We start from the raw sequence: 22,496 nt of genomic DNA, 5'->3' as shown, positions 1-22,496 counted from the left end.
AAAAAATGCGTTATATTACAACACCAATTTATTATGTAAATGATGTACCTCATTTAGGTCATGCTTATACTACCATCATAGCCGATACTTTAGCAAGATTTTATCGTTTGCAAGGACATGAAACAAGATTTCTAACAGGAACAGATGAGCATGGACAAAAAATTGAAGAAGCTGCCAAACTAAGAAATTCCACTCCTCAAGAATATGCTGATAAAATCAGTTTTGAATTTAAAAAATTATGGGATGAATTTGAAATCACCTATGATATTTATGCAAGAACAACTGATACAAGGCATATTGAATTTGTTAAAGCTATGTTTTTAAAAATGTGGCAAAAAGGTGATATTTATAAAGATGAATACGAAGGACACTATTGTATTTCTTGTGAAAGCTTTTTTACTCAAAGTCAGCTTATCAATGATTGTTCTTGTCCAGATTGTGGCAAACAAACTAGAATTTTAAAAGAGGAAAGCTATTTTTTCAAACTTTCAAAATATCAAGATAAAATTTTACAATGGTATGAAGAAAAAGATCCCATCCTACCAAAAAACAAAAAAAACGAACTTATAAATTTTGTCCAAAGCGGCCTTAAAGATCTTTCCATTACAAGAACAAGTTTTGATTGGGGGATTAAACTGCCTCAAGAAATTAATGATGATAAACATATTATTTATGTATGGCTTGACGCACTTTTTATCTATATAAGCTCTCTTGATTTTCAAAGCAAGGGAAAAAATGCTAAATTTTGGCCTGCGCATGTGCATTTAGTAGGAAAAGATATTTTGCGTTTTCATGCCATTTATTGGCCAGCTTTTTTAATGAGCGTGGATTTACCTTTACCTAAATTTATAGGTGCACATGGCTGGTGGACTAAAGAAGGCGAAAAAATGAGCAAATCTAAAGGCAATGTTGTAAAACCTAAAGAAGTAGTTGATGCCTACGGAAGCGAAGCTTTTAGATATTTCTTGCTTAGAGAAGTGCCTTTTGGTAATGATGGGGATTTTAGCGAAAATATGCTGATAAATCGTATCAATGCTGAACTCAGCAATGAATTTGGAAATTTACTTAATCGCATTATAGGTATGAGTACAAAATATGATCAAGGAAATATTTCAAAAGAAGGTGTTTTAAAATTTTACAATGCCGAACTAAATCAAGCAAAAGAACACTTAAATTTAGCGGTAGAATTTTTAGAAAGCTTACAGTGTAATCGTTATTTAGAAGAACTTTTTAAAGCCTTAAGTGTGGCAAATTTAGCCATTAGTAAATACGAACCTTGGAATTTAATCAAAGAAAACAAACACGAACAAGCTAATGCTTTAGTGGCACTTTGTGCAAATATTTTAGCCAAAACAAGTCTTTTGCTAAGCCCTGCTCTACCAAAGTCTTGTCAAAAGGTGGCCTTAGCTTTAAATTTTGAAATTTCATCTACAAATTATGCAAAAATGATACTTGATAATGAACTTTTAGATTTTAAAGCAAATCCTTGCGAAGCTTTATTTCCAAAAGTAGAAAAAGCTCTTTTAAAACAAGAAATTAAAGAAGAACCTAAAAAAGAAGAAAGTCCTAAAATAAAAATCGATGATTTTGCAAAAATTGAAATCAAAGTTGCTAAGGTACTTGATTGTCAAAATATAGAAGGGAGTGAAAAACTTTTAAAATTTCAACTCGAACTTGACAATAAAGAAATCCGTCAAGTACTCTCAGGCATAGCAAAATACTATAAAGCCAGTGATTTAATCGGTAAACAAGTATGTGTTATAAGTAATCTTAAAAAAGCTAAAATTTTTGGACATGAAAGCGATGGTATGATACTTTCTGCAAAAAGCGGAGATAAACTTGTTTTAATCACCCCTGAACAACTTGTACAAAACGGTTCTTTAGTAGGCTAAAATATGCAAATTAGCAATTTAGGCGAACTTTTAAACGCGACACTCATTCATGAAGGTAGCGTTTTAAGCGTGGAGGGTTTTGCCATAAATTTAAACGAACTTAAAGCAGGCTTTGCCTTCTTTAATAACGATAAAAAAGAAATTACCCAAGCTGTAAAAAAAGGCGCTTATGCTATAATTACAGAAAATGACATTACTATTGAAGATAAAGACATTTTTTACTTTAGGGTAGAAAATCTAGAACAAGCTCTTGTAAGATTTTTACGCTTTTTTTGTGAAGATAAAGAATGTGAATTTTTGCTTTTTAAATCTTACGAACTAAGTCTTTGCAAGGCTTTTTATTTTAACATTTTAAAAGGAAATATTTTTGCTGATTTTGAAAAACTAATCAAAGCAAAAAAAGGTGAAATTTTTTGCTGCTGTGAAGAAAATTACTTAAATAAACTTTGTGCCTATTCTCATAGTCTAAAAGATGCTAATTTTACTTTATTATCGCGATCTAGCTTTTTTTTTACAACTTTGATTTGTGAAAATTTATATTTTAAAAATCTTAATTTGCCTTTTTTTTACGCAAATAGTTTTGCAAAAATTATTTCTTTTTTAAAAGAAAAAAATCAAAAAATAATATTTGATTTTAATAAGATTGATGATTTTAAAATTTATTTTATTGACGATAAATTTGAAATCACTCCTTTTGGTTCAAGCTCTCAAGCGTTTATTGTAAGTAACAACCAAAATACCTTTGAATTCTGGAAAGAAAAATTTAAAAACATAAAAGACTTTAAAATTGCTTCTAAAAATTCTTTATTTTGCGATTTTTCCTATAATCAACTTTCAGATTTAAGAAAATTAAAAAATTTTAAATATTGTTTAATTCTTGAAAATTATGATATTTTTGAACAAGAATTTGAAAACAAAGAAAATCAAACCCCAAGCTTATTTTAAATTCACTCCTTCATTTTCAAGCAAAAATCTTTTTATTTCAAGCCCTCCATTATATCCTCCTATGCCATTGCTTGCAATAACTCTATGACAAGGTATAAAAATAGGAATTTGATTTTTAGAATTTGCATTTCCAACAGCTCTAAAAGCTTTTGGATGATTAATTTTTTCTGCTATATCTTTATAAGTAGCTATTTTACCATAAGGAATTTTCATTAAAGCCTTATAAACCTTTGATTCAAAATCTGTACCTTGTATCAAAACAGGAATGCTAAATTTTCTAAGCTTATGAGTAAAATATAAATCAAGTTCATATTTTGCTAAGTCAAGCAAACTACAATTTTTTTCTGATCTTTTATTATCACAAAAATCGACTCTAGTTAAAAATTTTCCATCACTATGTAAAGATAGGTAACATAAAGGCATTTTATAATAAACTTTAAACATTTTTTATCCTTCAAAGAGCTACAATTATAATAAAAAATATTTAAGGAGTAGAAAATGTCTTTTATGCAAGAATACAATAAACTTGTTGAAGAAAGAGCCGCTTTGGGTATACCACCCCTTCCTTTAAATGCAAATCAAACTAAAGAACTTTGTAAACTACTTGAAAATGAAAATAATGAAGAGCTTGCAAATCTTTTAGAAAATAGAGTAAATCCTGGTGTTGATGATGCAGCTTTAGTAAAATGTGAATTTTTAGATTCTATACTTAAAGGCAAAATCAGTGCTCCAAATATAGACAAAAAAAGAGCCTTAAGAATGCTTGGAACTATGCTAGGCGGATATAATGTTAAAGTTTTAATCGATGCCTTAAAAGATGAAAACATAGCCAAAGATTCTGCAGAAGTGTTGAAAAATATTATTTTTGTACATGATAATTTTCATACCATAGCTGAACTTAGTAAAAACAATCCACACGCTAAAGAAGTTTTACAAAGCTGGGCAAATGCGGACTGGTTTAACAAAAAAGAAAAATTACCTCAAGTGATTAAATGTATAGTTTTCAAAGTAGCAGGCGAAACAAATACCGACGATCTAAGTCCTGCAGGAGATGCTTTTACAAGAAGCGATATTCCTTTGCATGCAAATGCCATGCTAAAGGTAAGACAAGCAGGATCCTTAGAGAAAATCAAAGAGCTTAAAAAAAGCGGTCGTGAAGTAGTTTATGTAGGTGATGTTGTAGGAACAGGTTCGAGTAGAAAATCAGCAATAAATTCTATACAATGGCACTTAGGAAAAGAAATAGAAGGGGTACCAAACAAGCACAGCGGTGGTATAGTAATGGGTTCAACCATAGCACCGATTTTCTTTAACACTGCTCAAGATAGCGGAGCTTTACCTATCATCTGCGATGTAACAAACTTAGAAATGGGCGATGAGTTTGAAATTCATCCTTATGAGGGAAAAATCATAAAAAATGGCTCTACAATCGCAGAATTTACACTCAGTCCAAACACTCTCTTAGATGAAGTTAGAGCAGGAGGAAGAATCCCACTTATCATAGGTCGTGGGCTTTGTGCTAAGGCTAGAGAATTTTTAGGCATGGAAAGCGAAAATATCTTTACCAAACCTGAACAACCTAAATCTTCAAGCGGTGGTTATACCTTAGCTCAAAAAATGCTAGGTCATGCCTGTGGAGTTGAAGGTGTGCGTCCAGGTATGTATATAGAACCTATAACTTTAACTGTAGGCTCTCAAGATACCACAGGTCCTATGACTAGAGATGAAATTAAAGAACTTGCAAGCCTAGGTTTTAATGCAGACTTTGTTATGCAAAGCTTTTGCCATACAGCTGCTTATCCAAAAGTAAGCGATTCAAATTTACATAAAACTTTGCCCAATTTCATGACAAGTCGTGGTGGGGTGAGTTTAAAACCAGGTGATGGGGTTATCCACTCTTGGCTTAATCGTTTTGTATTGCCAGATACCGTAGGAACAGGTGGGGATTCTCACACACGCTTTCCTATAGGAATTTCTTTCCCTGCAGGAAGTGGACTTGTGGCTTTTGCTGCGGTTACTGGTTCTATGCCTTTAAATGTCCCTGAAAGTGTTTTAGTGCGTTTTAGCGGGGAATTACAAGCTGGAGTTACCTTAAGAGATTTGGTTAATGCTATACCTTATTATGCAATCAAACAAGGACAACTTACCGTTGAAAAGAAAAATAAGAAAAATATTTTTGCAGGAAAAATTTTAGAAATAGAAGGCTTACCAAACTTAAAAGTCGAACAAGCTTTTGAACTTAGTGATGCAAGTGCTGAAAGATCTGCAGCTGCTTGCAGTGTGGATTTAAGCATAGAAAGTGTAAGCGAATATATCAAATCCAATATTTCTTTAATTGAAGCTATGATAGAAGCAGGATATGAGAATAAAGCTACCCTTGCTAGAAGGGCTGAAAAAATGAGAGAATGGCTTAAAAACCCTACTCTTTTAAGAGCAGATAAAGATGCAAAATACGCTTATATTATAGATATTAATCTTAATGACATTAAAGAGCCAATCCTAGCTTGTCCAAATGACCCTGATGATGTGGCAACCTTAAGCGAAATTTTAGCCGATGATAAGCGTCCAAAAAATATAGATGAAGTTTTTATAGGTTCTTGTATGACAAACATAGGACATTATAGAGCTTTAGGAGAAATTTTAAAAGATAAAGGCATACTTAAAACCAGACTTTGGGTAGTGCCTCCAACAAAAATGGATAAAGCACAACTTACCAATGAAGGTTATTACAGCATCTTTGGCGCAGCAGGTGCTAGAATAGAAGTTCCTGGTTGTTCTTTATGTATGGGTAATCAAGCTAGAGTAAATGATGGAGCTGTAGTTTTCTCAACTTCTACAAGAAATTTTGACAACCGTATGGGAATGGGTGCTAAAGTATATTTAGGCAGTGCAGAACTTGCGGCAGTTTGTGCGATTTTGGGTAAAATTCCAAGCAAGGAAGAATACTTACAAATTGTCAGCGAAAAACTAAGTGATGAGCATAAGGCAAATATCTATAGATATTTAAATTTTAATGAGATTGAAAATTTCAAACTTGAAAATTAATTCAAATTTAATACTTATTTGGATTAAATAACAAAATTAAAATTTTCAAAGGAAAAATATTGAAGTTATTATTCACTTCCTTTTGTTGTTTTGCAAGTTTAATGGCTAGCGATGCCATTAACTGCGACAACATTAAAAATAATAAAACATTGCTAAATCAAAGTTCAAATTTAAATTATTTAAATATAGCTTCAAGCTGTAAAGAATCTTTAAAAAATCAAGATTTTACAAAAAAACTCTATGCAATTTCCAATGAAATTCGCGGAAGCAATAGCTCTTGTAATGGTGTGGCTTATTTGCCAAAATTACAACAATTTGATTTTTTATTATTAAAAATAGCTATCGATCCCATCGCTTATCAAAAAACTTTAGATACACCCGAAAATTTAGAAAAAAAATATGATATTTTAAAATCTTATTTTAGATATTGGGCATATCAAAGCATAGGAAATTTTAGACTTTACAAAGCTTTTTGGCAAGAATACAATAATGCTATAGAACCTTTGGAAAAGTATTTTGAAAGTAATTTTAATTTTGACAAAGGTAGTAATATTTACTATACTAGCAATGCCTTAAACGAATTTTTAAATTGGGCTGTTGGTGAAACAAAAATTTACAAAGACATTAGTCCTTTAGCAAAAATCATGTCAAATAAAAATTATTCAGTATCTTATATACAAGATTTTATTTTTTCAAATAATCCAAGCCAAGATGATCTTACTATAGCCTTGCAAGCAGCGCTTCTAAATCAAAGAGAAAAAGAAATTTTAGAACTTTTGATTCGTTTTGGTGCTAGGATTGACGAAGGTTATGAAAGTGCTATTTTTTATGCATTGGAAAATTATGAAAATACAAATTTTTTAATCCAAAATGGAGCGAATGTTAATCAAGCCAATGCCTTTGGTAAAACCCCACTTTTTTATGCCATAGAGTTTAATCGTCTTGATATCATAAAACTACTTCTTGATAATGGAGCAAATGTTAATCAAAAATATATTAATAACAATGAAAAATTAGCATTAAGTGCGAACATAGGTTCAAATACGCCTTATTTTATTACATTTTGTGCTCTAGAGCACACTTCAAAAAATGTTTTAATGCATGCTGCAGCCTATGGAAATGTTGAAATTTTAAAACTTCTTATTTCAAAAGGAGCAAATTTTAATGCTGTTGATGATCTTGGTTTTAATGCACTTGACTTTGCGCTAGCAGCAGGTAAAAAAGAAAATGCTGATTATCTAAAAAGCTTGGGTTTAAAAGCAAACGAAAATCTATTTTACGGAGGTAGTTTAGAATGAAAACCGCATTTATTACAGGAGCTAGTTCAGGTTTTGGTAGAGCTTGCGTTGAAGCTTTTATACAAGAAGACTACAAAGTAATCGCCCTTGCTAGACGCAAAGAGCGTCTAGAAGAGTTAAAAAATGCTCACAAAGATAAGATTTACACGCTTTGCATAGATGTAAGAAATCAAAAAGAAATCTTTGAGGCTATTGAAAATTTACCCAAAGAATTTCAAGAAATTGATGTGCTTTTTAATAATGCAGGTTTAGCTTTAGGGGTAGATGAATTTGATAAATTAAACCTTGAAGATATTAACACTATGGTAGATACAAACATCAAAGGGTTTTTATATATTGCAAAAGCTGTTATTCCTATACTTCGCAAACAAAAAAATGCTTATATTTTTAACTTAGGTTCAGTTGCGGGACGCAATCCTTATTTTGGAGGCAATGTGTATTGCGGAACCAAAGCCTTTGTAGGACAATTTTCATTGGCCTTAAGAAATGATCTTAGAGGAAGCAATATCAAAGTAACAAATATTGCTCCAGGACTTTGCAAAACTGAATTTAGTGAAGTACGTTTTAAAGGAGATATTCAAAAAGCTGATGCAGTGTATGAAAATACGCAATTTATCAGCGCTAATGATATTGCCAAAGTGGTAATGTCTATCATTAACCTACCAAGCCATATTAATGTTAATGAAATCGAACTTATGCCTGTCACACAAACTTGGAATGGATTTTATATAGAAAGAGATGAATGAATAAATTTTTAGTTTTATTGTTTTTACCTTTAGTTGCATTTGCAAACTCCTCAGAAGCAGCTGCAAATGCTAATTTATTTGGAGTTTTTACGCTTATACCACCTTTAGTTGCTATTGCTTTAGCTTTTATCACAAAAGATGTTATTTTGTCACTCTTTGCTGGAGTTTTAAGTGGAACTTTTCTACTTAGCCTTTCTGCAAATATTTTCAAAGCACAACATTTAGCTTTTGTAAATTTTTATAATACTGCAGTAGAATCTTTTTCAAAGATTATTTCTTATATCTTAGGTTCAACTTCTGATCCAGTAAATGCGGGAATCATTTTACAAATTCTTTGTATAGGTGGTCTTGTGGCGCTTATCACAAAAATGGGTGGTGCAAAAGCTGTAGCATTAAAATTTGCCAAAAGAGCCAAATCAGCTGTATCAGCTCAAGTTAATACTTGGTTTTTAGGGCTTTTAATATTTTTTGATGATTATGCTAATTTACTGATCGTAGGTCCAATTATGCGTCCTTTGGCGGATAAATTTAAAATTTCTCGTGAAAAATTTGCCTTTATTATCGACTCTACCGCAGCTCCTGTGGCAGGAATAGCTGTAATTTCCACTTGGATAGGCTTAGAAGTTTCCTTAATTAAAACCGCTTATGAACACATAGGCATTAGCGATATTAGTGCTTTTGGAATTTTTGTCGAAACCATACCTTATCGTTTTTATAATATCTTCATGCTTTTTTTTGTAGTCATGACTGCAATCATGGGACGTGAGTTTGGTTCTATGTACAAGGCTGAAGTGCGTGCAAGAACCACAGGGCAAATTGCTCCTCTACCTAAATCAGGCACACTAGATACTGCTGAATTAGAAGATCAGTTTTTAGCACCAAAAGAAGGTATTAAAATTCGTGCTTTTGATGCTATTGTTCCTATTTTTACTTTAATCATTTTAGCTATATTAGGATTTTATTTTAATGGACTTAGCACTTTAGAAGGTGAAGAACTTGCAAAAGCAAGCGCCAATCCTTTGTCTTTTGAAACTTTTAGGGCTGCTTTTGGAAATGCTGATTCTTCTGTGGTGTTATTCCAAGCTGCTTTGTTTGCTGCTATTGTAGCGATTTTTATCGGGGTGCGTCGTAAAATTTTCAATCTTAAAGAAGCAGTAGAAACTTGGATATATGGCTGGAAAACCATGATTTTTACTATAGTATTGCTTTTATTTGCTTGGTCGCTTTCAAGTATAGTAAAAGATCTAGGAACTTCTTTATTTATCACTAGTTTGCTTGCAGATAAATTGCCTGAGTTTATTTTACCTGCTACTATTTTTGCTTTTGCTTCAGCCATTTCTTTTGCCATAGGAACAAGCTATGGAACTATGGGGATTTTAATGCCTTTGGCTGTGCCTTTAGCTCATGAAATCGCCAAAATCAATGGTATGGATGCAAATGCTATGCATCATTATATGGTTATTAATATAAGCTGCGTTTTAACAGGTGCGATTTTTGGAAACCATTGCTCACCAATTTCAGATAATGTAATCCTTTCATCTATGAGTGCAAAATGCGATCATATGGAGCATGTAAGAACACAAATTCCTTATGCTTTATTTATCTGTGGTATTTCTTTAATCGCTGGATATATTCCTGTATCTTTAGGACTTAGTGTTTGGTTTGTCTTGCCTTTGAATTTCATACTTATTGCACTTTTACTAAGACTCATCGGAAAGAAAGTTCCATGAGTCTTGAAAATTTTGGAAATTTTCTTACTTTAGATGAAAAACATTCTTTCATAAAAAAATATTTTAAAGAATTTTATACAAAGGATTTTAAACTTTTTGCTTCAAAAGATAAGCATTATCGTACAAGAGCTGAACTTTCATTTTATCATGAAAACGATACGCTTTTTTATGCGATGTTTGATCCAAAAAACAAAAAAAAGTACATTATAGAATATTTAGATTTTGCTGATGAAAAAATTTGTGCTTTTATGCCAAAACTTCTAGAATACTTGCGTCAAGATAATAAATTAAAAGAAAAACTTTTTGGCGTGGAGTTTTTAACCACAAAGCAAGAACTTAGCGTAACTTTACTCTATCATAAAAATATAGAAGATATAAAGTCAAATTTAGAAAATTTAAGCAATAATCTTCATATCAACCTCATAGCAAGAAGTAAAGGCAAAAAGCTTATTTTTAAAACAGAAAATCTAAGACAAACTTTAAATATTCAAGGTAGAAAAATATTTTATGAATTTAACAATGATTGTTTTATTCAGCCTAACACTACTATAAATGAAAAAATGATTACTTGGGTGTGTGAAATTTTAAACACTCAAAAAAGAATGGATTTACTTGAGCTTTACTGTGGATATGGAAATTTTACTTTAGCTTTAGCACCATTCTTTTTTAAAATTTTAGCCACTGAAATTTCAAAAAGCAATATTAATTTTGCTTTAAAAAATTGCGAGCTTAACAATACAACAAATATCCACTTTGCAAGACTTTCAAGCGAAGAATTAAGCCTTGCTATCAAAAAAGAAAGAGAATTTTTTCGTTTAAAAGATATTCGATTAGATGATTTTAATTTCTCTCATGTTTTAGTTGATCCACCCCGTGCAGGACTTGATAAAAGCGTAATTGACTTAATAAAAAAATATGAAAATATTATTTATATTTCTTGTAATCCTATCACTTTAAAAGAAAATTTAAAGGAATTAAGCCTAACACATAGAGTGGAAGAGTTTGCTCTTTTTGATCAATTTGCCAATACTCCACATCTTGAATGTGGAGTATTTCTTAGCAAGGTATAAAAAAATAATTCATTAATTTAGCTAGTATTACTATCGCGATACAAAGCACAAATACAAAAGGGTGGATAAAAGCACCAAGCGGGTTTTTCTTCTTTAATATAAAATGACAAAATAAAGAAAAAACAACTAAAGATAAAATTCCAAAAGCCAAAATAATTTTTACAGCAAAAAGTAAATTTAAAGGTTTAAAATGAAAACCTGCCAAAGCACCTCCGCTTAAAAAAAGCAAAAGAACCACAAAAGGCATTATTTTAACCCCAGTAGCACTAAAAAGACTTTTGTCAAAATTAGGATTTTTCTTTTTAACTACACCCAAAACAAATACATCAACAAACAAATAACCTATAAACAAAATAGCACAAAGAAGATGGATTGTTAAAGTATATGGATAAAATTCTTCCATTTTTCCCTCCTTATTAAACTTCGGAATTTGCTATATTATAACACTTTTTTCATTTTTTGAATTCACTTTAGTTAATTTTTTAATCATTTAAGATAAAATACCAAAACAAAGGTTAATAATGAATGAAAAAGAAACTATCTCTTATATTATAAATACAAGTAAAAATATTGCCATATTTTCTTTAAGTCCAGATAAGACAAAAGCTTCTTATAGGGTAGCAGAATTTTTACAAAGAAAAAATTATAAAATTTTTCCTATTTATCCTAAAGAAGAGTTTGTTTTAAATGAAAAAGTTTATAGAAATTTGGATCAAATAGAAGAAAAAATCGATACACTTATACTTTTTAGAAAAGGCGAAGTGGCACTAGAAATTCTTCCTAAGCTTGTTGAAAAAAATATTAAAAACCTATGGCTTCAACTTGGTATTAGTAATGAAACAGCCAAAAAAGAATGTAAAAAATTAGATATAAATTTTATACAAAATCGTTGCATTATGTTAGAATATCCGCATTTTAAAACAAAGGAAAAATAATGTTAGAGCTTAATAAAATTTACAAAGCAAAACAACAAATTTCAGGGTTTGTAAACAAAACTCCTTTCATATACTCTTCTTTTTTAAGTGATATTTGTCAAAGTGAGATTTATCTTAAAAATGAAAATTTACAAATTACAGGTGCTTATAAAATTCGTGGAGCTTATAATAAAATAGCCAATCTTAGCGCTGAACAAAAACAACATGGAGTCATTGCCGCAAGTGCGGGAAACCATGCTCAAGGCGTGGCCATTAGTGCAAAAAAATTTGGCATTAAAGCGGTTATTGTAATGCCAGAATCCACTCCGCTCTTAAAAGTTTCTGCTACAAAAGCCTTAGGAGCAGAGGTGATACTCAAAGGGGATAATTTTGATGAATCCTATACTTTTGCAATCTCTTATGCTAAAGAAAATAATCTTAGTTTTATCCATCCTTTTGAAGATGAATTTGTAATGGCAGGACAAGGAACTTTGATGCTTGAAATGCTTGATGAAATAAGTGATCTTGATATGATTATCGCACCTGTTGGAGGTGGAGGACTTATAAGTGGTATCGCAAGTGCAGCTAAACAAATCAATCCAAACATTAAAATCATCGGCGTTGGAGCCAAAGGAGCTCCTGCAATGTATGAAAGTTTTCATGCTAAAAAAATCAAAAATGCAAAAAGCGTACGCACTATAGCCGATGGTATTGCTGTGCGTGATGCAAATCCTATTAATTTTAATATTATTTTAGAATGCGTAGATGATTTTATCCAAGTTGATGATGAAGAAATCGCTAATGCGGTATTGTTTTTACTTGAAAAACATAAAATCATAGTTGAAGGCGCAGGAGCTGCGAGTGTAGCCACCCTACTTCATCAAAAAATAAATACACAAAATCATAAAAAAATTGGCGTAGTTTTAAGCGGAGGCAATATCGATGCACAAATGCTAAATATCATCATAGAAAAAGGTTTATTTAAATCTTACAGAAAAATGCAAATTCATGTTACTTTAGTAGATAAACCTGGGGCATTATTACACCTTACAGACAGCTTAAAAATAGCCAATGCAAATATAGTAAAAATCGACTATGATAGATTTTCCACCAAGCTTGATTATGGCGATGCGATGATTTCAATTACCCTAGAAACCAAAGGCAAAGAACATCAAGAAGAAATAAGAAAAATTTTAACCCAAAAGGCGTTTAATTTCTATGAAAGTTTTTAATAACATATACGGCTTAAATAAAGCCCATTTGGCGGTGCTAAAAAGTGATTGTATTGCTTTTTAGCATCAATCTGTTCTTTGAGTTCTTTTTCACTCATTTTTCCTTCTAAAACCTTTAAAACACTTGCTACGCTTAATCTAATTTGCCCTCTTAAAAAACCATTAGCTTTAAAATGAAAAATGCTAAAATCTTTATAAGCATAAGCTCTAGCAATAAAAATTTCTCTTAAAGTCGTTTTATTATCTCCTCCACTTTTGCAAAAAAACTTTAAATCCTTTTTTCCCACAAAAAAACCCAAAAGCTCATTAGCCTTATCTAAGTCAAATTTAGGATAAAAATGTACATAAGAAGCCATAAAAGGACTATAAGAAGAGTGAGAAAATATATAGCGGTATTCTCTACTTTTTACATCAAATCTTACTTCAAAATCATCTTTTGCTTTTTCAATTTTTTTGATATGGATAAAAGGATGGGAAAATTTATTAAGCTGTTTTTGAAGATATTCTAAATTTGTAAAATAATCTCCGCATTCTACACTAGCTACAGCATAGCTTGCATGTACTCCTTTATCTGTACGAGAAGCCATCAAAAGAGGTGAAACAATACCCAAATGCGATAAGGCACCACTTAAAGCATCTTGAACACCTTTTTTATGAGGCTGAGTAGCAGAACCTAAAAAAGCAGAGCCATCATAAGAAAATATAATTTTTATTTTCATCAATAACGACTCAAAATCATTTTCTTAAAACAATAAGCCGAAACAAATAAACTTAAAGAAAAAATTCCAAGGCAAGCCAAAATTGGAGGTTGAGAAAAAGAACTTAAAAGTCCAAAATATATAGCAATCACTCCAAACATACCTAAATACACATAGCCTTTTTCATAACGATAAGTAACCAAACCAAAACAAAGCGCAAAAAGCGTACTAGCAAGTGGAAACAAGGCTATAGTTGTATAAATCACAAATTCTCTTGCTCTTTGTGGATTTTCGTTTAAATCATTCCAGTATTCATAAAATTTCTTTGTTTGAAGATTGTCTGTATTAAACTGAGTATTTACTACTAAAGTGTCAAATTCTCCACTAAAAATACTTTGACCTTGCTCAAAATTATACATTTTGCCTTGATTTAAGCTAAAAGCAAAGCTATCATCTTTTCTTTGCACATGCGCTTCTTTGGCTATGATAAGTTGTTCTTTATCATCTGTTTTATGTTTAGGGCGATACATAATTATGTTTTCATACTTATCACTATCTTGTTTTTCTATAAAAATCATCCAGTCTAAAAATTTTTGTCCAAATTCTCCTGTTTTGTAGTTAAATTTCACTTGAGTGCTTTTATAGTTTACAAAGTTATCCTGAAGTTCAAATACTATAGGTATCATTACCAAAGCCACAACAAGCATAAAAGCACTAATCAAGCTTGCAATTTTAAGGAAAAATTTTGCCAAAATCATTGGTGAAAATCCCAAAGTAAAAAGTACTATGCTTTCATTTTCCTTAGAAAGCCTAAACAAAGCCAAAGTTAAAGAAATAAAAAAAGATATAGGCAAGGTAAAAATTAAAATTCTAGGCAACATAAACCCATAAAGCTTTAAAAGATCCAAAAAACTAATCTCTATGCTTGAAGTAAGTTTTGCAAGTTGAATAAAAAACACCATAGATACAATAGCAAAAAGTACGAAAAATATAGACAAATTCGTACTTAAAAATTGATTTAAAACATATCTTAAACTAAGCTTCATTAGAATAATCCTAAGTTTTTATAAAATAAAACTGCCACAAAAGCGATATTTAAAAAGGGTATCATAGCAAGTTCTTGCTCTTTTATTGCTTTAATTTTAAAAAAAATAAAAAAAGGCAAAGTTAAAATAGAAGCTATAAGTAATACTAAAAATCCATACTCAAAACCTAAAATTCCACCTATACAAGACATAATGATAATATCAGCATCACCCAAATTTTCTAAAATTTCATCTTTTTTTCGGAAATTCATTAGAAAAAAAACCAAACTTTTTAATAAAAAAACAAATCCTCCAAAACTAAAAGCATTTAGTAAAAAACCTCCGCTAAACTCTTTAAAAATCAAAAAATGTAAAATTTCACTTTCCCTAAAGGCGTAAAAAAAAGCAAATAAAAAAGCGCTCCAAAGTAAAATTTGTGGTACGGCTTTGAGTTTAATATCAATTAAAGAAAGTAAGAAAAGATTAAATAAAAATAGAGATAAAAATAAAAAATCATAAAAATTTTGACTTAAAGAATAAACCAAAATAAGCAAAATTATGCCTAAAATTTCATTGATTAATAAAGAAATAGGCAAATGACATTTGCAAGTTTGACATTTTGCCTTTAAAAAAACATAAGAAAAAATAGGAATAATTTCATAGTATTTTAATTTTGTATCGCAAGAAAAACAAAAAGAGCGCGAGATAAAAAAAGGTTTTTTTTCAATTATCCTACTTGCCAAACTTGCGCAAAAAGAACCCAAACAAGCCCCTAGAATTATTATGAAAAGTATCATTTTCCAAAAGTTCTTTCTCTATTTCTAAATTCTTTAATAATCCTTTTAAATTCTCTCTTGGTAAGAGATGGAAATAAAGTTTCACTAAAATAAATTTCAGCATATGAACACTGCCAAAGTAAGAAATTTGAAAGTCTTTTAGCATTTCCAACGCGAAGCATCAAATCCACATCTAAAGGTAAATCTAAATTTTGCGTTAAATTTTCTTCATTTAGCTCAAGTTTTTTTTCGATCACACGCTTAGCAGCTCTTATAATTTCATCTCTTGCACCATAACTTATAGCCAAATTAACACAAAGTGCGTCACAATGCTTTGTTTTTTCTTCAACTAAGGTAATTTTTTCTCTTACTTTATATTCCAAACGCGATAAATCACCTATAGCTCTTAAACGCACATTATTTTTTTCAAATTTTTCTAAAGCTTCATCTAAACAACGATCTAAAAGTTCAAAAATAAAATCAATTTCATCTTTAGGACGCTTCCAATTTTCCGTACTAAAAGCAAAAAGGCTTAAATTTGAAATATTTTCTTCCATGCAAACTTCCATCAATTTTTGCATAGTTTTGACTCCTTGGGAATATCCAAGTTTTGCCAAAAAACCCTTAGCCCTAGCCCAGCGCCTATTACCATCCATAACAACAGCAAGGTGTTTTAATTCATTCATTTTTCATCCTTTAAAATCAAAAAGCCTTTTGAAAACAAACAAAGGTTCAATCTTGTTTTCTTGCGATACATTAAAATCTAAATGTTCGTTTAAAAATTTTTGTACCTTGGCAAAAGGTGTAAAAACGCTAACACCTTGTGAATCTATCAAAATTTTCAAAGCTCCAAAAACACTAAAATATAAGTAAATTTCTAAATATTTTGCTCTTTTACGCATTTGAAACAAACAAGATTTATTTTCAAAGATAAAAGGAATATGATAAATATTTTCAAAACTTGCAAAAAGCATTTCTTTTAATATCTGATAACGCTCTATATCTTTACAATCTAAAAGATTTTGTATGATGAATTTTTTATAAGAAATTTTATTCTCTAAAATAGCGATTATCAAAGCCAATCCCTCTTCAAAAGGTTTGAAATTAGGACGCTTTGAAAGATGTTTAAATTGTATAACTCCACCATTTTGCATATAAAGTTCAGCTAAATATTCAGCACCAATTTCAAGCTCTATCATGCTTTTGGTTTGAATCTTTTTGTGATTTAACAAAAGCGTATAGTGTCCATAGCCTGATTTAGCCAAAACTTTCATTTGTATAGGCAAGGTAGAATTAATCATACTCATAATTTTTCACACCATTTTACTAATTCAAATGCCAATTTTTCTTTGCTTTGCAAGGTGCTTTTATTTTCATTATTTAAAGTGATAAAATAAAGTTCATTTTGATCGCTTCCAAAATAATTTTTTTGATCAATGATATTAAGACAAATCATATCAAGTTGCTTATCTTTTAAAGATTTTTTCGCATTTTCTAAGGCATTTTGAGAATCAAATTCCATCTTAAAACCTATCTTTTTGCCTTGAAATTTGCAAGTTTTAAGCAAATCTTCATTTAAAGATAGATGCAAGTTTAAACCCTGTAAATGCTCATTTTTTTTAATTTTTCCTTTTACACTTTGAGGGATAAAATCACTCACTGCAGCCGTCATAATCAAAAAATCATGACTTAAATTTTTATCCAAAAGCTCTTTTAGATCCTTAGAACTTTCAAATTTGCAAAGCTCATAAGGAGTATCAAATTCCACAGAGCTTAAAAATTTTACCCTAGCTCCTAAAAAATAAAAAGCATCAGCTATGGCTTTTGCCATTTTTCCACTTGAAAAATTACTCACACAACGCACATCATCAATTCTTTCTCTTGTGCCACCACCTGTGATAACTACGCTTTTATCGCACCAAAACTTTTCTTTTAAAAGTTCTCTTTTGCTAATATTAAAAATATCCTTAACTTCAGCTAAGGCTCCTGCGCCTTCATCTTTACAAGCTAAAACTTTACAAATAGGCTCTATAATCAAAGCTTTATTTTCTTTAAGCATCTTTAAAGAATTTTGCGTGCTAAAATGATGAAACATATTTGTATTTGCCGCAGGAGCTATGATAAGAGGTTTATTTGCTGCGATTAAGGTTTGGATAAAAAGATTATCCGCTATACCAAAAGCAAGTTTATTGATAGAATTAACACTTGCAGGGGCAAATAAAACAAGGTCTACATCCTTGCTAAAAGCTATGTGATTGTTTAAGTTTTGCCAACTTTCATTTTCCTCGCATAAAATCTCATCAGCCAAGGCTTCAAAACTCATTTTGCTAGCAAATTTTAACAAACCATTAGAAAGCAAAACTTTTACCCTAAAGCCTTCTTTTTTAAACAGAGAAATAAGCTCGTAAGATTTATAAAAAGCTATACTGCCACTAATAGCCAAAAGTATGGTTTTCATTTTTGAAATTTCTTGTAATAATAATCTTTTATCATCTTATGCTCTGCTCTATTGATAAACAAAGCACCTTTTTCTACATTGACACTTACTGTGCTTCCTGCTGCTATGATTACTTCATCTTCGATTTTTACAGGTGCGATAAATTGCGTATCAGAGCCTACAAAAACATTTTTTCCTATGATGGTTTTATGCTTTTTTACCCCATCATAATTGCATGTAATAGTCCCACAGCCTATATTAGTTCCACTATCTATCTCACAATCTCCTAAATAGCTCAAATGTCCTGCTTTTACGGTATTTAACTTTGCATTTTTGCATTCTACAAAATTTCCTATATGAGTGTTTTTTAACTCACAATTTGGACGTAAATGTGCCAAAGGTCCTACATCGCTATTTTCTACGATGGAATTTTCTATCACGCTTGAACTTTTAATGATAGAGTTTATAATCTTACTTTTACCCTCTATCCTTACATTTTCATATACTTCGCATTCACCTACAAATTCAACATCTGCACCTATAAAAGTGCTTTGCGGTAAATGAAAAATCACACCCTGTTGCATCCAGTGTTTTTTAATTTTTTCTTGCATGAAATTTTCAGCTATACTGAGTTCAAATTTATCATTAATCCCCATAAATTCATCTTCATCTACAAAAACCGCTTTAATCATCACATCTTTTTCTTTTGCTAGTTTTACAATGTCGGTTAAATAATACTCTTTTGCCGCATTATTATTATCAATCAAAGGTAAAAGCTCTTTTAAAAGCCTCGAGTCAATCACATAAACCCCAGCATTGCAAGTATTTATCTCTTTTTCTTGCGTATTTGCATCTTTAAATTCAACAATTTTTTCAACGCTATCGTTTTTTATCACCACTCTGCCATAACTTTTAGGATCTCTTGCTTTAAAAACTGCTAAATTTAATTTTGCATTATTACCCAACAAAGCTTCCAAACTTGTTTGCTCAACCAAAGGCATATCGCCACAAAGAATCAACACTCTTTCATTTTTAGGCTCAAACCCCCTTAAAGCTCCCGCAGTTCCTGGATAATTTTGCAAGTCTTGCTCTAAAATTTGTGTTTTTGGAAAGTGTTCTAAAATTTCTTTTTCAACGCGTTCTTTTTGATGCGATAAAACTACACTTACATCATCACTTAAAGCAAAAGCCTTTTTTAAAATGTGTAAAATCATACTTTTTTGACAAAGCTCTTGCAAAACCTTTGGCTTTTGTGATTTCATTCTAGTGCCTAATCCTGCCGCTAAAATCAAAATAGAAGTTTTCATTTTTTACCTTTGTTATTAAGAAGTCTAAAAGACTATTTTAGCAGTTTAAAGTTAAAATCCTAATACCCTTAAACTAGTTTTTAGTCATCAAAAGATAAAATTTAAATTTCTTTAGTAAAAAACAAAAAAAGGTTTTTAAATTTTGAAAAAAATATTATTATTTTTACTTTTAAGCATGAGTTTATTTGCTGCTGAAGCAACTATCCCTACAGTAAATTTAAGCTTAAGTGCACCCAATACACCTAATCAGCTTGTTACTACTTTAAATATAGTGATTGTTTTAACCATACTTGCGCTCGCTCCAAGTATAGTTTTTGTTATGACTTCTTTCTTGCGTCTTATTGTGGTATTTTCATTTTTGCGACAAGCTATGGGGACGCAAAGTATGCCACCTAATACCATTTTAGTAACCTTGGCTTTAATTTTAACTTTTTTTATCATGGAACCTGTAGCTACAAAATCTTATAATGAAGGTATAAAACCTTATTTAGCAGAAAAAATAGGCTATGAAGAGGCTTTTATAAAAGGAGCAAAACCTTTTAAAGATTTTATGCTTAAAAATACTCGAGAAAAAGATTTAGCCCTTTTTTATCGTATACGCAATCTACCCAATCCCAAAACCATAGATGATGTTCCCCTTACGGTTTTAGTTCCTGCTTTTATGATTTCAGAGCTTAAAACCGCTTTTGAAATAGGGTTTTTAATCTACCTGCCCTTTTTAGTCATAGATATGGTTGTAAGCTCAGTTTTAATGGCTATGGGTATGATGATGCTACCTCCTACTATGATCTCTTTACCTTTTAAACTCTTAATTTTTGTATTAGTGGATGGATGGAATTTGCTAGTGCAAAGGCTTGTGGAAAGCTTTGTAACCTAAGATTTATAAAATCTTAAAAACAAAATTCCAAGAAAAAGATACAAAAGCAAAAATAATTCTAAAGCTAAAAGTATATACAAAAACAAGCCTTTAACGCAAAAAAGAGCTATAAAAACAACAAAAAGAATTACTAAGGCTGTTCGCCCTAGAAAGACTTTTTCTAGGGTCTTGATAGAATAAAAAGTAAAATCTAAAATAAGAGTAAAAATAAATTCTAGCATTGTAAAATACACCCAAAAACTAAGCTTAGTGGTATCTTGCAGCCATCATGTCAATTTTTGAATTGTAAGCACTTCCGCCCGGTGCAGGTGCATTCGCAACCCCAGCACCTACTACCCCCAATCTTATTCCATAATTTAAAATTAAAGGTATAGCTCTATCTTCTTGATAAGCATATTTGCAATACTCCCCAGCTGCGTTTAGTGCAGTGCAAGATAAAAACAAAAATAACAAAAAAAATGCAACTTTTTTCATTATCTTAAATCCTTTTATTTAAAATTTAGATAATGATATTGTATATCAAAATTTATAAAATTAATATTAATTATCAATATTTTATTAAAAGCCTACAAGAAAAAAGTGATATTATTTTGCTTAAAAACTTCTTTAATGTCTTTTAAATACTTATTGCCCAAAAAATCTAAAAAGCCATTTTTCCTACTCTCATCAATGAAATTATCAAGCTTGTCCTTTAAAGCTTCATCACCTTTTCTTACAGCTATACCCCAAAACTCAGGATTTTCTTGAAAAGGCGCTAAAATGGCTCTGGTTGTATCTTGATGCTTTTGCCAAGTCCGATAAATCGTAAGTTGATCATAAAAAAATCCATCAGCCTTGCCTTGAATCACTTCCAAAATAGCAGCATTTTCTTTATCAAATAAATTAATAGTTGCATTTTTTAAATTTTTAACCGCATATAAATGCCCTGTAGAACCACGCTTTAAAGCCAAAACTTTGCCCTTTTTATCTAAATCTTTGATATTTGTAATATCAGAGTTCAAAGGAGTTAAAATAGCCAAATTTGCCTTAGCATAAGGAATGCTAAAATCCACCACTTTCTTTCTCTCATCGGTAATTGTCATAGAGGACATAATAAGATCTATCTTGGCTGTTTTTAAAGCAGGTATTAAACCATCCCAAGCGATATTTTTTACTACAAGTTTATAGCCGTTTTTCTTTGCAAAAGCTTCTAAAAAATCCACACTAATTCCACTTGCTTTGCCTGTTTTATCGCTCATTTCAAAAGGCGGATATCCAAGCTCCATTCCTACAACCAAATCTTTTGCACTCAAATTTAAAGCAAAAAAAGAGATAAAAATCAAAATAATTTTTTTCATAATTTCCTTTCAAATTTTTTTGTAAAAAAATTATACTAATTTTATCTTATTTTGTTATTAGCAATTTATTTCAAACTTAAAAAATTAATACTTCTTTAAACCCTAGTTTGTCCTATAAGATTATTAAGTCTATCCATTATAGAATCAGCGTAGGAATTAATGGTGCTAGGTTTTGCTTTCCAGCCATTAGCAAGAGCTTGTTTAATTTCAGCGTCTAAAGCCCAGTTACCCATAGCAGATTCTTTAGGAATGTTATTTTCATACATATATAAATCACCTTCTGCTATGCCACGCTCTGCCCAGTATCTAAAAAAGCTTTTAAAGTCACTTTTACCTGTCATAATACTATCTAAGTGTATGGCTGGACCACTAAAACTCTCTTTAGCCATAGCCCTATTATAAGCTTCTATTGTTGGATTAAGTGTGGTTTTTGGACTATATAAAATACGCCCTTCTTGAGATTTTATTAAGCTCATAAACAAAGCTTCTTTAGAATAACTTCCATCTTCATTTTGTGGATAAACTGACATATCAGGATTAAACTGCCAATCTTCACCTTTAGAAACATTTTTGATTTCTTCTAAGGATAAACCTAAAGTCTCAGGTTTAATTCCACTTATTAATCCCGCAGAATCAGAGTAAATACTATTTGCTTCGTTAAGTTGCTCTTGACTTCTATAAATATTTGAAATTAAAACATTAGAATAGTCAGCTACACTCTTAATAGCAATATCATCATTTCTTATTGCATCTGGATGTTTGAAAGCTCCATATCCATTATAAAATCCATCAATAGCATATCCACTAGGCATAGAATTTATATCTGCTTCACTAAAACTTGTTTTATCACTTGGAAAGCTTTGACCTAAAGCATTAGAAAAAAGATTATAATATTGTTTTATGGTTTCAGCCATATCTATATTAGAATAATATTTATCTACACCTAGATATTCTCTTATATCAGAAACATTATATTCAGCCACTCTCTCTATCTCATCCAAAGTAGATTTATGTATCTTAAAATCTTCAGGAAGTCCTGCAGCTTTGTTAAAATCACTTCCCATATAACCATCTTTATCTACACTATAACCATAGGCTGTATTGGTAGAAGTGCTTATATCTGCTTGTTTATATTTTAGAGTATAAATAGAGTTTTTAAATTCACTA

General features: G+C 30.7%; 23 protein-coding genes. 10 read left to right on the top strand and 13 right to left on the bottom strand.

The features are described 5' to 3' along the window. The first annotated feature begins 5 nt into the window (after positions 1 to 5). A complete protein-coding gene (gene metG, locus ELQ11_RS07740; RefSeq protein ID WP_126265479.1) occupies positions 6 to 1,892 on the top strand; it encodes a methionine--tRNA ligase in 1,887 nt (628 codons plus the stop codon). A 3-nt stretch (positions 1,893 to 1,895) separates the two neighbouring features. Then, positions 1,896 to 2,837 (top strand): hypothetical protein, encoded by a 942-nt coding sequence (locus tag ELQ11_RS07735; RefSeq protein WP_070242808.1) that lies wholly within the window; start codon positions 1,896 to 1,898, stop codon positions 2,835 to 2,837. Here ELQ11_RS07735 and ELQ11_RS07730 read toward each other — a convergent pair. Beyond that, the gene (locus ELQ11_RS07730; protein ID WP_002856786.1) at positions 2,829 to 3,281 is read right to left on the bottom strand and encodes a methylated-DNA--[protein]-cysteine S-methyltransferase; all 453 of its coding nucleotides are present in this window, start codon (positions 3,279 to 3,281) and stop codon (positions 2,829 to 2,831) included. The two genes, ELQ11_RS07735 and ELQ11_RS07730, sit on opposite strands and share 9 nt — an antisense overlap. A gap of 54 nt (positions 3,282 to 3,335) precedes the next feature. Here ELQ11_RS07730 and ELQ11_RS07725 point away from each other — a divergent pair, with 54 nt between their 5' ends. From ELQ11_RS07725 to trmA, 5 genes are read left to right on the top strand one after another with little or no spacing between them, the layout of a single operon-like run. Beyond that, positions 3,336 to 5,882 carry a bifunctional aconitate hydratase 2/2-methylisocitrate dehydratase gene (locus tag ELQ11_RS07725; protein ID WP_134225231.1) on the top strand — a complete coding sequence of 849 codons (2,547 nt, stop codon included), beginning with the start codon at positions 3,336 to 3,338 and terminating at the stop codon, positions 5,880 to 5,882. A gap of 59 nt (positions 5,883 to 5,941) precedes the next feature. Next, positions 5,942 to 7,180, top strand: coding sequence for an ankyrin repeat domain-containing protein (locus ELQ11_RS07720; protein WP_070261294.1), 1,239 nt, complete (start codon positions 5,942 to 5,944; stop codon positions 7,178 to 7,180). Beyond that, positions 7,177 to 7,926: an SDR family NAD(P)-dependent oxidoreductase gene (locus tag ELQ11_RS07715; protein WP_052858706.1), complete on the top strand. Its 750-nt coding sequence runs from the start codon at positions 7,177 to 7,179 to the stop codon at positions 7,924 to 7,926. Before ELQ11_RS07720 ends, ELQ11_RS07715 begins: the two co-directional genes overlap by 4 nt. Further along, on the top strand, positions 7,923 to 9,656 hold the full coding sequence (locus tag ELQ11_RS07710; RefSeq protein WP_044779268.1) for a Na+/H+ antiporter NhaC family protein: 1,734 nt from the start codon (positions 7,923 to 7,925) through the stop codon (positions 9,654 to 9,656). The genes ELQ11_RS07715 and ELQ11_RS07710 overlap by 4 nt, the downstream gene beginning before the upstream one ends. Continuing rightward, entirely contained in the window at positions 9,653 to 10,726 is a 1,074-nt protein-coding gene (gene trmA, locus ELQ11_RS07705) for a tRNA (uridine(54)-C5)-methyltransferase TrmA (protein WP_070261293.1), read from the top strand. The genes ELQ11_RS07710 and trmA overlap by 4 nt, the downstream gene beginning before the upstream one ends. Here trmA and ELQ11_RS07700 read toward each other — a convergent pair. Further along, positions 10,713 to 11,129, bottom strand: a complete 417-nt coding sequence (locus ELQ11_RS07700; RefSeq protein ID WP_002856751.1) for a membrane protein — start codon at positions 11,127 to 11,129, stop codon at positions 10,713 to 10,715. The genes trmA and ELQ11_RS07700 overlap by 14 nt on opposite strands. Positions 11,130 to 11,247: 118 nt before the next feature. Between ELQ11_RS07700 and ELQ11_RS07695 the strand changes: the two genes are divergently transcribed. Both ELQ11_RS07695 and ilvA read left to right on the top strand, forming a co-directional pair. Beyond that, entirely contained in the window at positions 11,248 to 11,661 is a 414-nt protein-coding gene (locus ELQ11_RS07695; protein WP_044779272.1) for a CoA-binding protein, read from the top strand. Next, on the top strand, positions 11,661 to 12,872 hold the full coding sequence (gene ilvA / locus ELQ11_RS07690) for a threonine ammonia-lyase (protein ID WP_044779273.1): 1,212 nt from the start codon (positions 11,661 to 11,663) through the stop codon (positions 12,870 to 12,872). The genes ELQ11_RS07695 and ilvA overlap by 1 nt, the downstream gene beginning before the upstream one ends. On the opposite strand, the gene truA is transcribed toward ilvA, so the two are convergent. Genes truA through glmU form a run of 7 tightly spaced genes read right to left on the bottom strand, consistent with a single transcriptional unit; the run spans position 12,869 to position 19,115 of the window. Further along, positions 12,869 to 13,594: a tRNA pseudouridine(38-40) synthase TruA gene (truA, locus tag ELQ11_RS07685; RefSeq protein WP_074487121.1), complete on the bottom strand. Its 726-nt coding sequence runs from the start codon at positions 13,592 to 13,594 to the stop codon at positions 12,869 to 12,871. The two genes, ilvA and truA, sit on opposite strands and share 4 nt — an antisense overlap. Next, positions 13,591 to 14,616 carry an LptF/LptG family permease gene (locus ELQ11_RS07680; protein WP_002861467.1) on the bottom strand — a complete coding sequence of 342 codons (1,026 nt, stop codon included), beginning with the start codon at positions 14,614 to 14,616 and terminating at the stop codon, positions 13,591 to 13,593. The genes truA and ELQ11_RS07680 overlap by 4 nt, the downstream gene beginning before the upstream one ends. Further along, a complete protein-coding gene (locus ELQ11_RS07675) occupies positions 14,616 to 15,392 on the bottom strand; it encodes an A24 family peptidase (RefSeq protein ID WP_044779275.1) in 777 nt (258 codons plus the stop codon). Before ELQ11_RS07675 ends, ELQ11_RS07680 begins: the two co-directional genes overlap by 1 nt. After that, positions 15,389 to 16,057, bottom strand: a complete 669-nt coding sequence (uppS, locus tag ELQ11_RS07670; protein WP_044779276.1) for a polyprenyl diphosphate synthase — start codon at positions 16,055 to 16,057, stop codon at positions 15,389 to 15,391. Before uppS ends, ELQ11_RS07675 begins: the two co-directional genes overlap by 4 nt. Positions 16,058 to 16,060: 3 nt before the next feature. After that, the gene (locus ELQ11_RS07665; protein WP_044779277.1) at positions 16,061 to 16,678 is read right to left on the bottom strand and encodes a hypothetical protein; all 618 of its coding nucleotides are present in this window, start codon (positions 16,676 to 16,678) and stop codon (positions 16,061 to 16,063) included. After that, entirely contained in the window at positions 16,675 to 17,829 is a 1,155-nt protein-coding gene (gene coaBC / locus ELQ11_RS07660; RefSeq protein WP_070283221.1) for a bifunctional phosphopantothenoylcysteine decarboxylase/phosphopantothenate--cysteine ligase CoaBC, read from the bottom strand. Before coaBC ends, ELQ11_RS07665 begins: the two co-directional genes overlap by 4 nt. Next, positions 17,826 to 19,115, bottom strand: coding sequence for a bifunctional UDP-N-acetylglucosamine diphosphorylase/glucosamine-1-phosphate N-acetyltransferase GlmU (gene glmU, locus ELQ11_RS07655; protein WP_052950007.1), 1,290 nt, complete (start codon positions 19,113 to 19,115; stop codon positions 17,826 to 17,828). Before glmU ends, coaBC begins: the two co-directional genes overlap by 4 nt. Before the next feature lie 142 nt (positions 19,116 to 19,257). On the opposite strand from glmU, the gene fliP reads away from it, so the two are divergent. Next, the gene (gene fliP / locus ELQ11_RS07650) at positions 19,258 to 19,992 is read left to right on the top strand and encodes a flagellar type III secretion system pore protein FliP (protein ID WP_002852529.1); all 735 of its coding nucleotides are present in this window, start codon (positions 19,258 to 19,260) and stop codon (positions 19,990 to 19,992) included. Here fliP and ELQ11_RS07645 read toward each other — a convergent pair. The 4 genes from ELQ11_RS07645 to ELQ11_RS07630 all read right to left on the bottom strand — a co-directional run. Continuing rightward, positions 19,989 to 20,213 (bottom strand): hypothetical protein, encoded by a 225-nt coding sequence (locus tag ELQ11_RS07645; RefSeq protein WP_002780361.1) that lies wholly within the window; start codon positions 20,211 to 20,213, stop codon positions 19,989 to 19,991. The genes fliP and ELQ11_RS07645 overlap by 4 nt on opposite strands. A 25-nt stretch (positions 20,214 to 20,238) precedes the next feature. Beyond that, on the bottom strand, positions 20,239 to 20,466 hold the full coding sequence (locus tag ELQ11_RS07640) for a hypothetical protein (RefSeq protein ID WP_070280665.1): 228 nt from the start codon (positions 20,464 to 20,466) through the stop codon (positions 20,239 to 20,241). A gap of 92 nt (positions 20,467 to 20,558) precedes the next feature. After that, positions 20,559 to 21,329: a transporter substrate-binding domain-containing protein gene (locus tag ELQ11_RS07635; RefSeq protein ID WP_002776733.1), complete on the bottom strand. Its 771-nt coding sequence runs from the start codon at positions 21,327 to 21,329 to the stop codon at positions 20,559 to 20,561. A gap of 95 nt (positions 21,330 to 21,424) precedes the next feature. Further along, a partial coding sequence (locus ELQ11_RS07630; protein WP_134225230.1) for a hypothetical protein occupies positions 21,425 to 22,496 on the bottom strand: 1,072 nt, incomplete at its 5' end.

It is taken from the genome of Campylobacter sp. US50a (assembly GCF_004379015.1).
Taxonomy (GTDB): Bacteria; Campylobacterota; Campylobacteria; order Campylobacterales; family Campylobacteraceae; genus Campylobacter_D; species Campylobacter_D jejuni.
The sequence above is the reverse complement of the archived record's forward strand: the minus strand, read 5'-3'. Positions and strand labels throughout refer to the sequence as shown.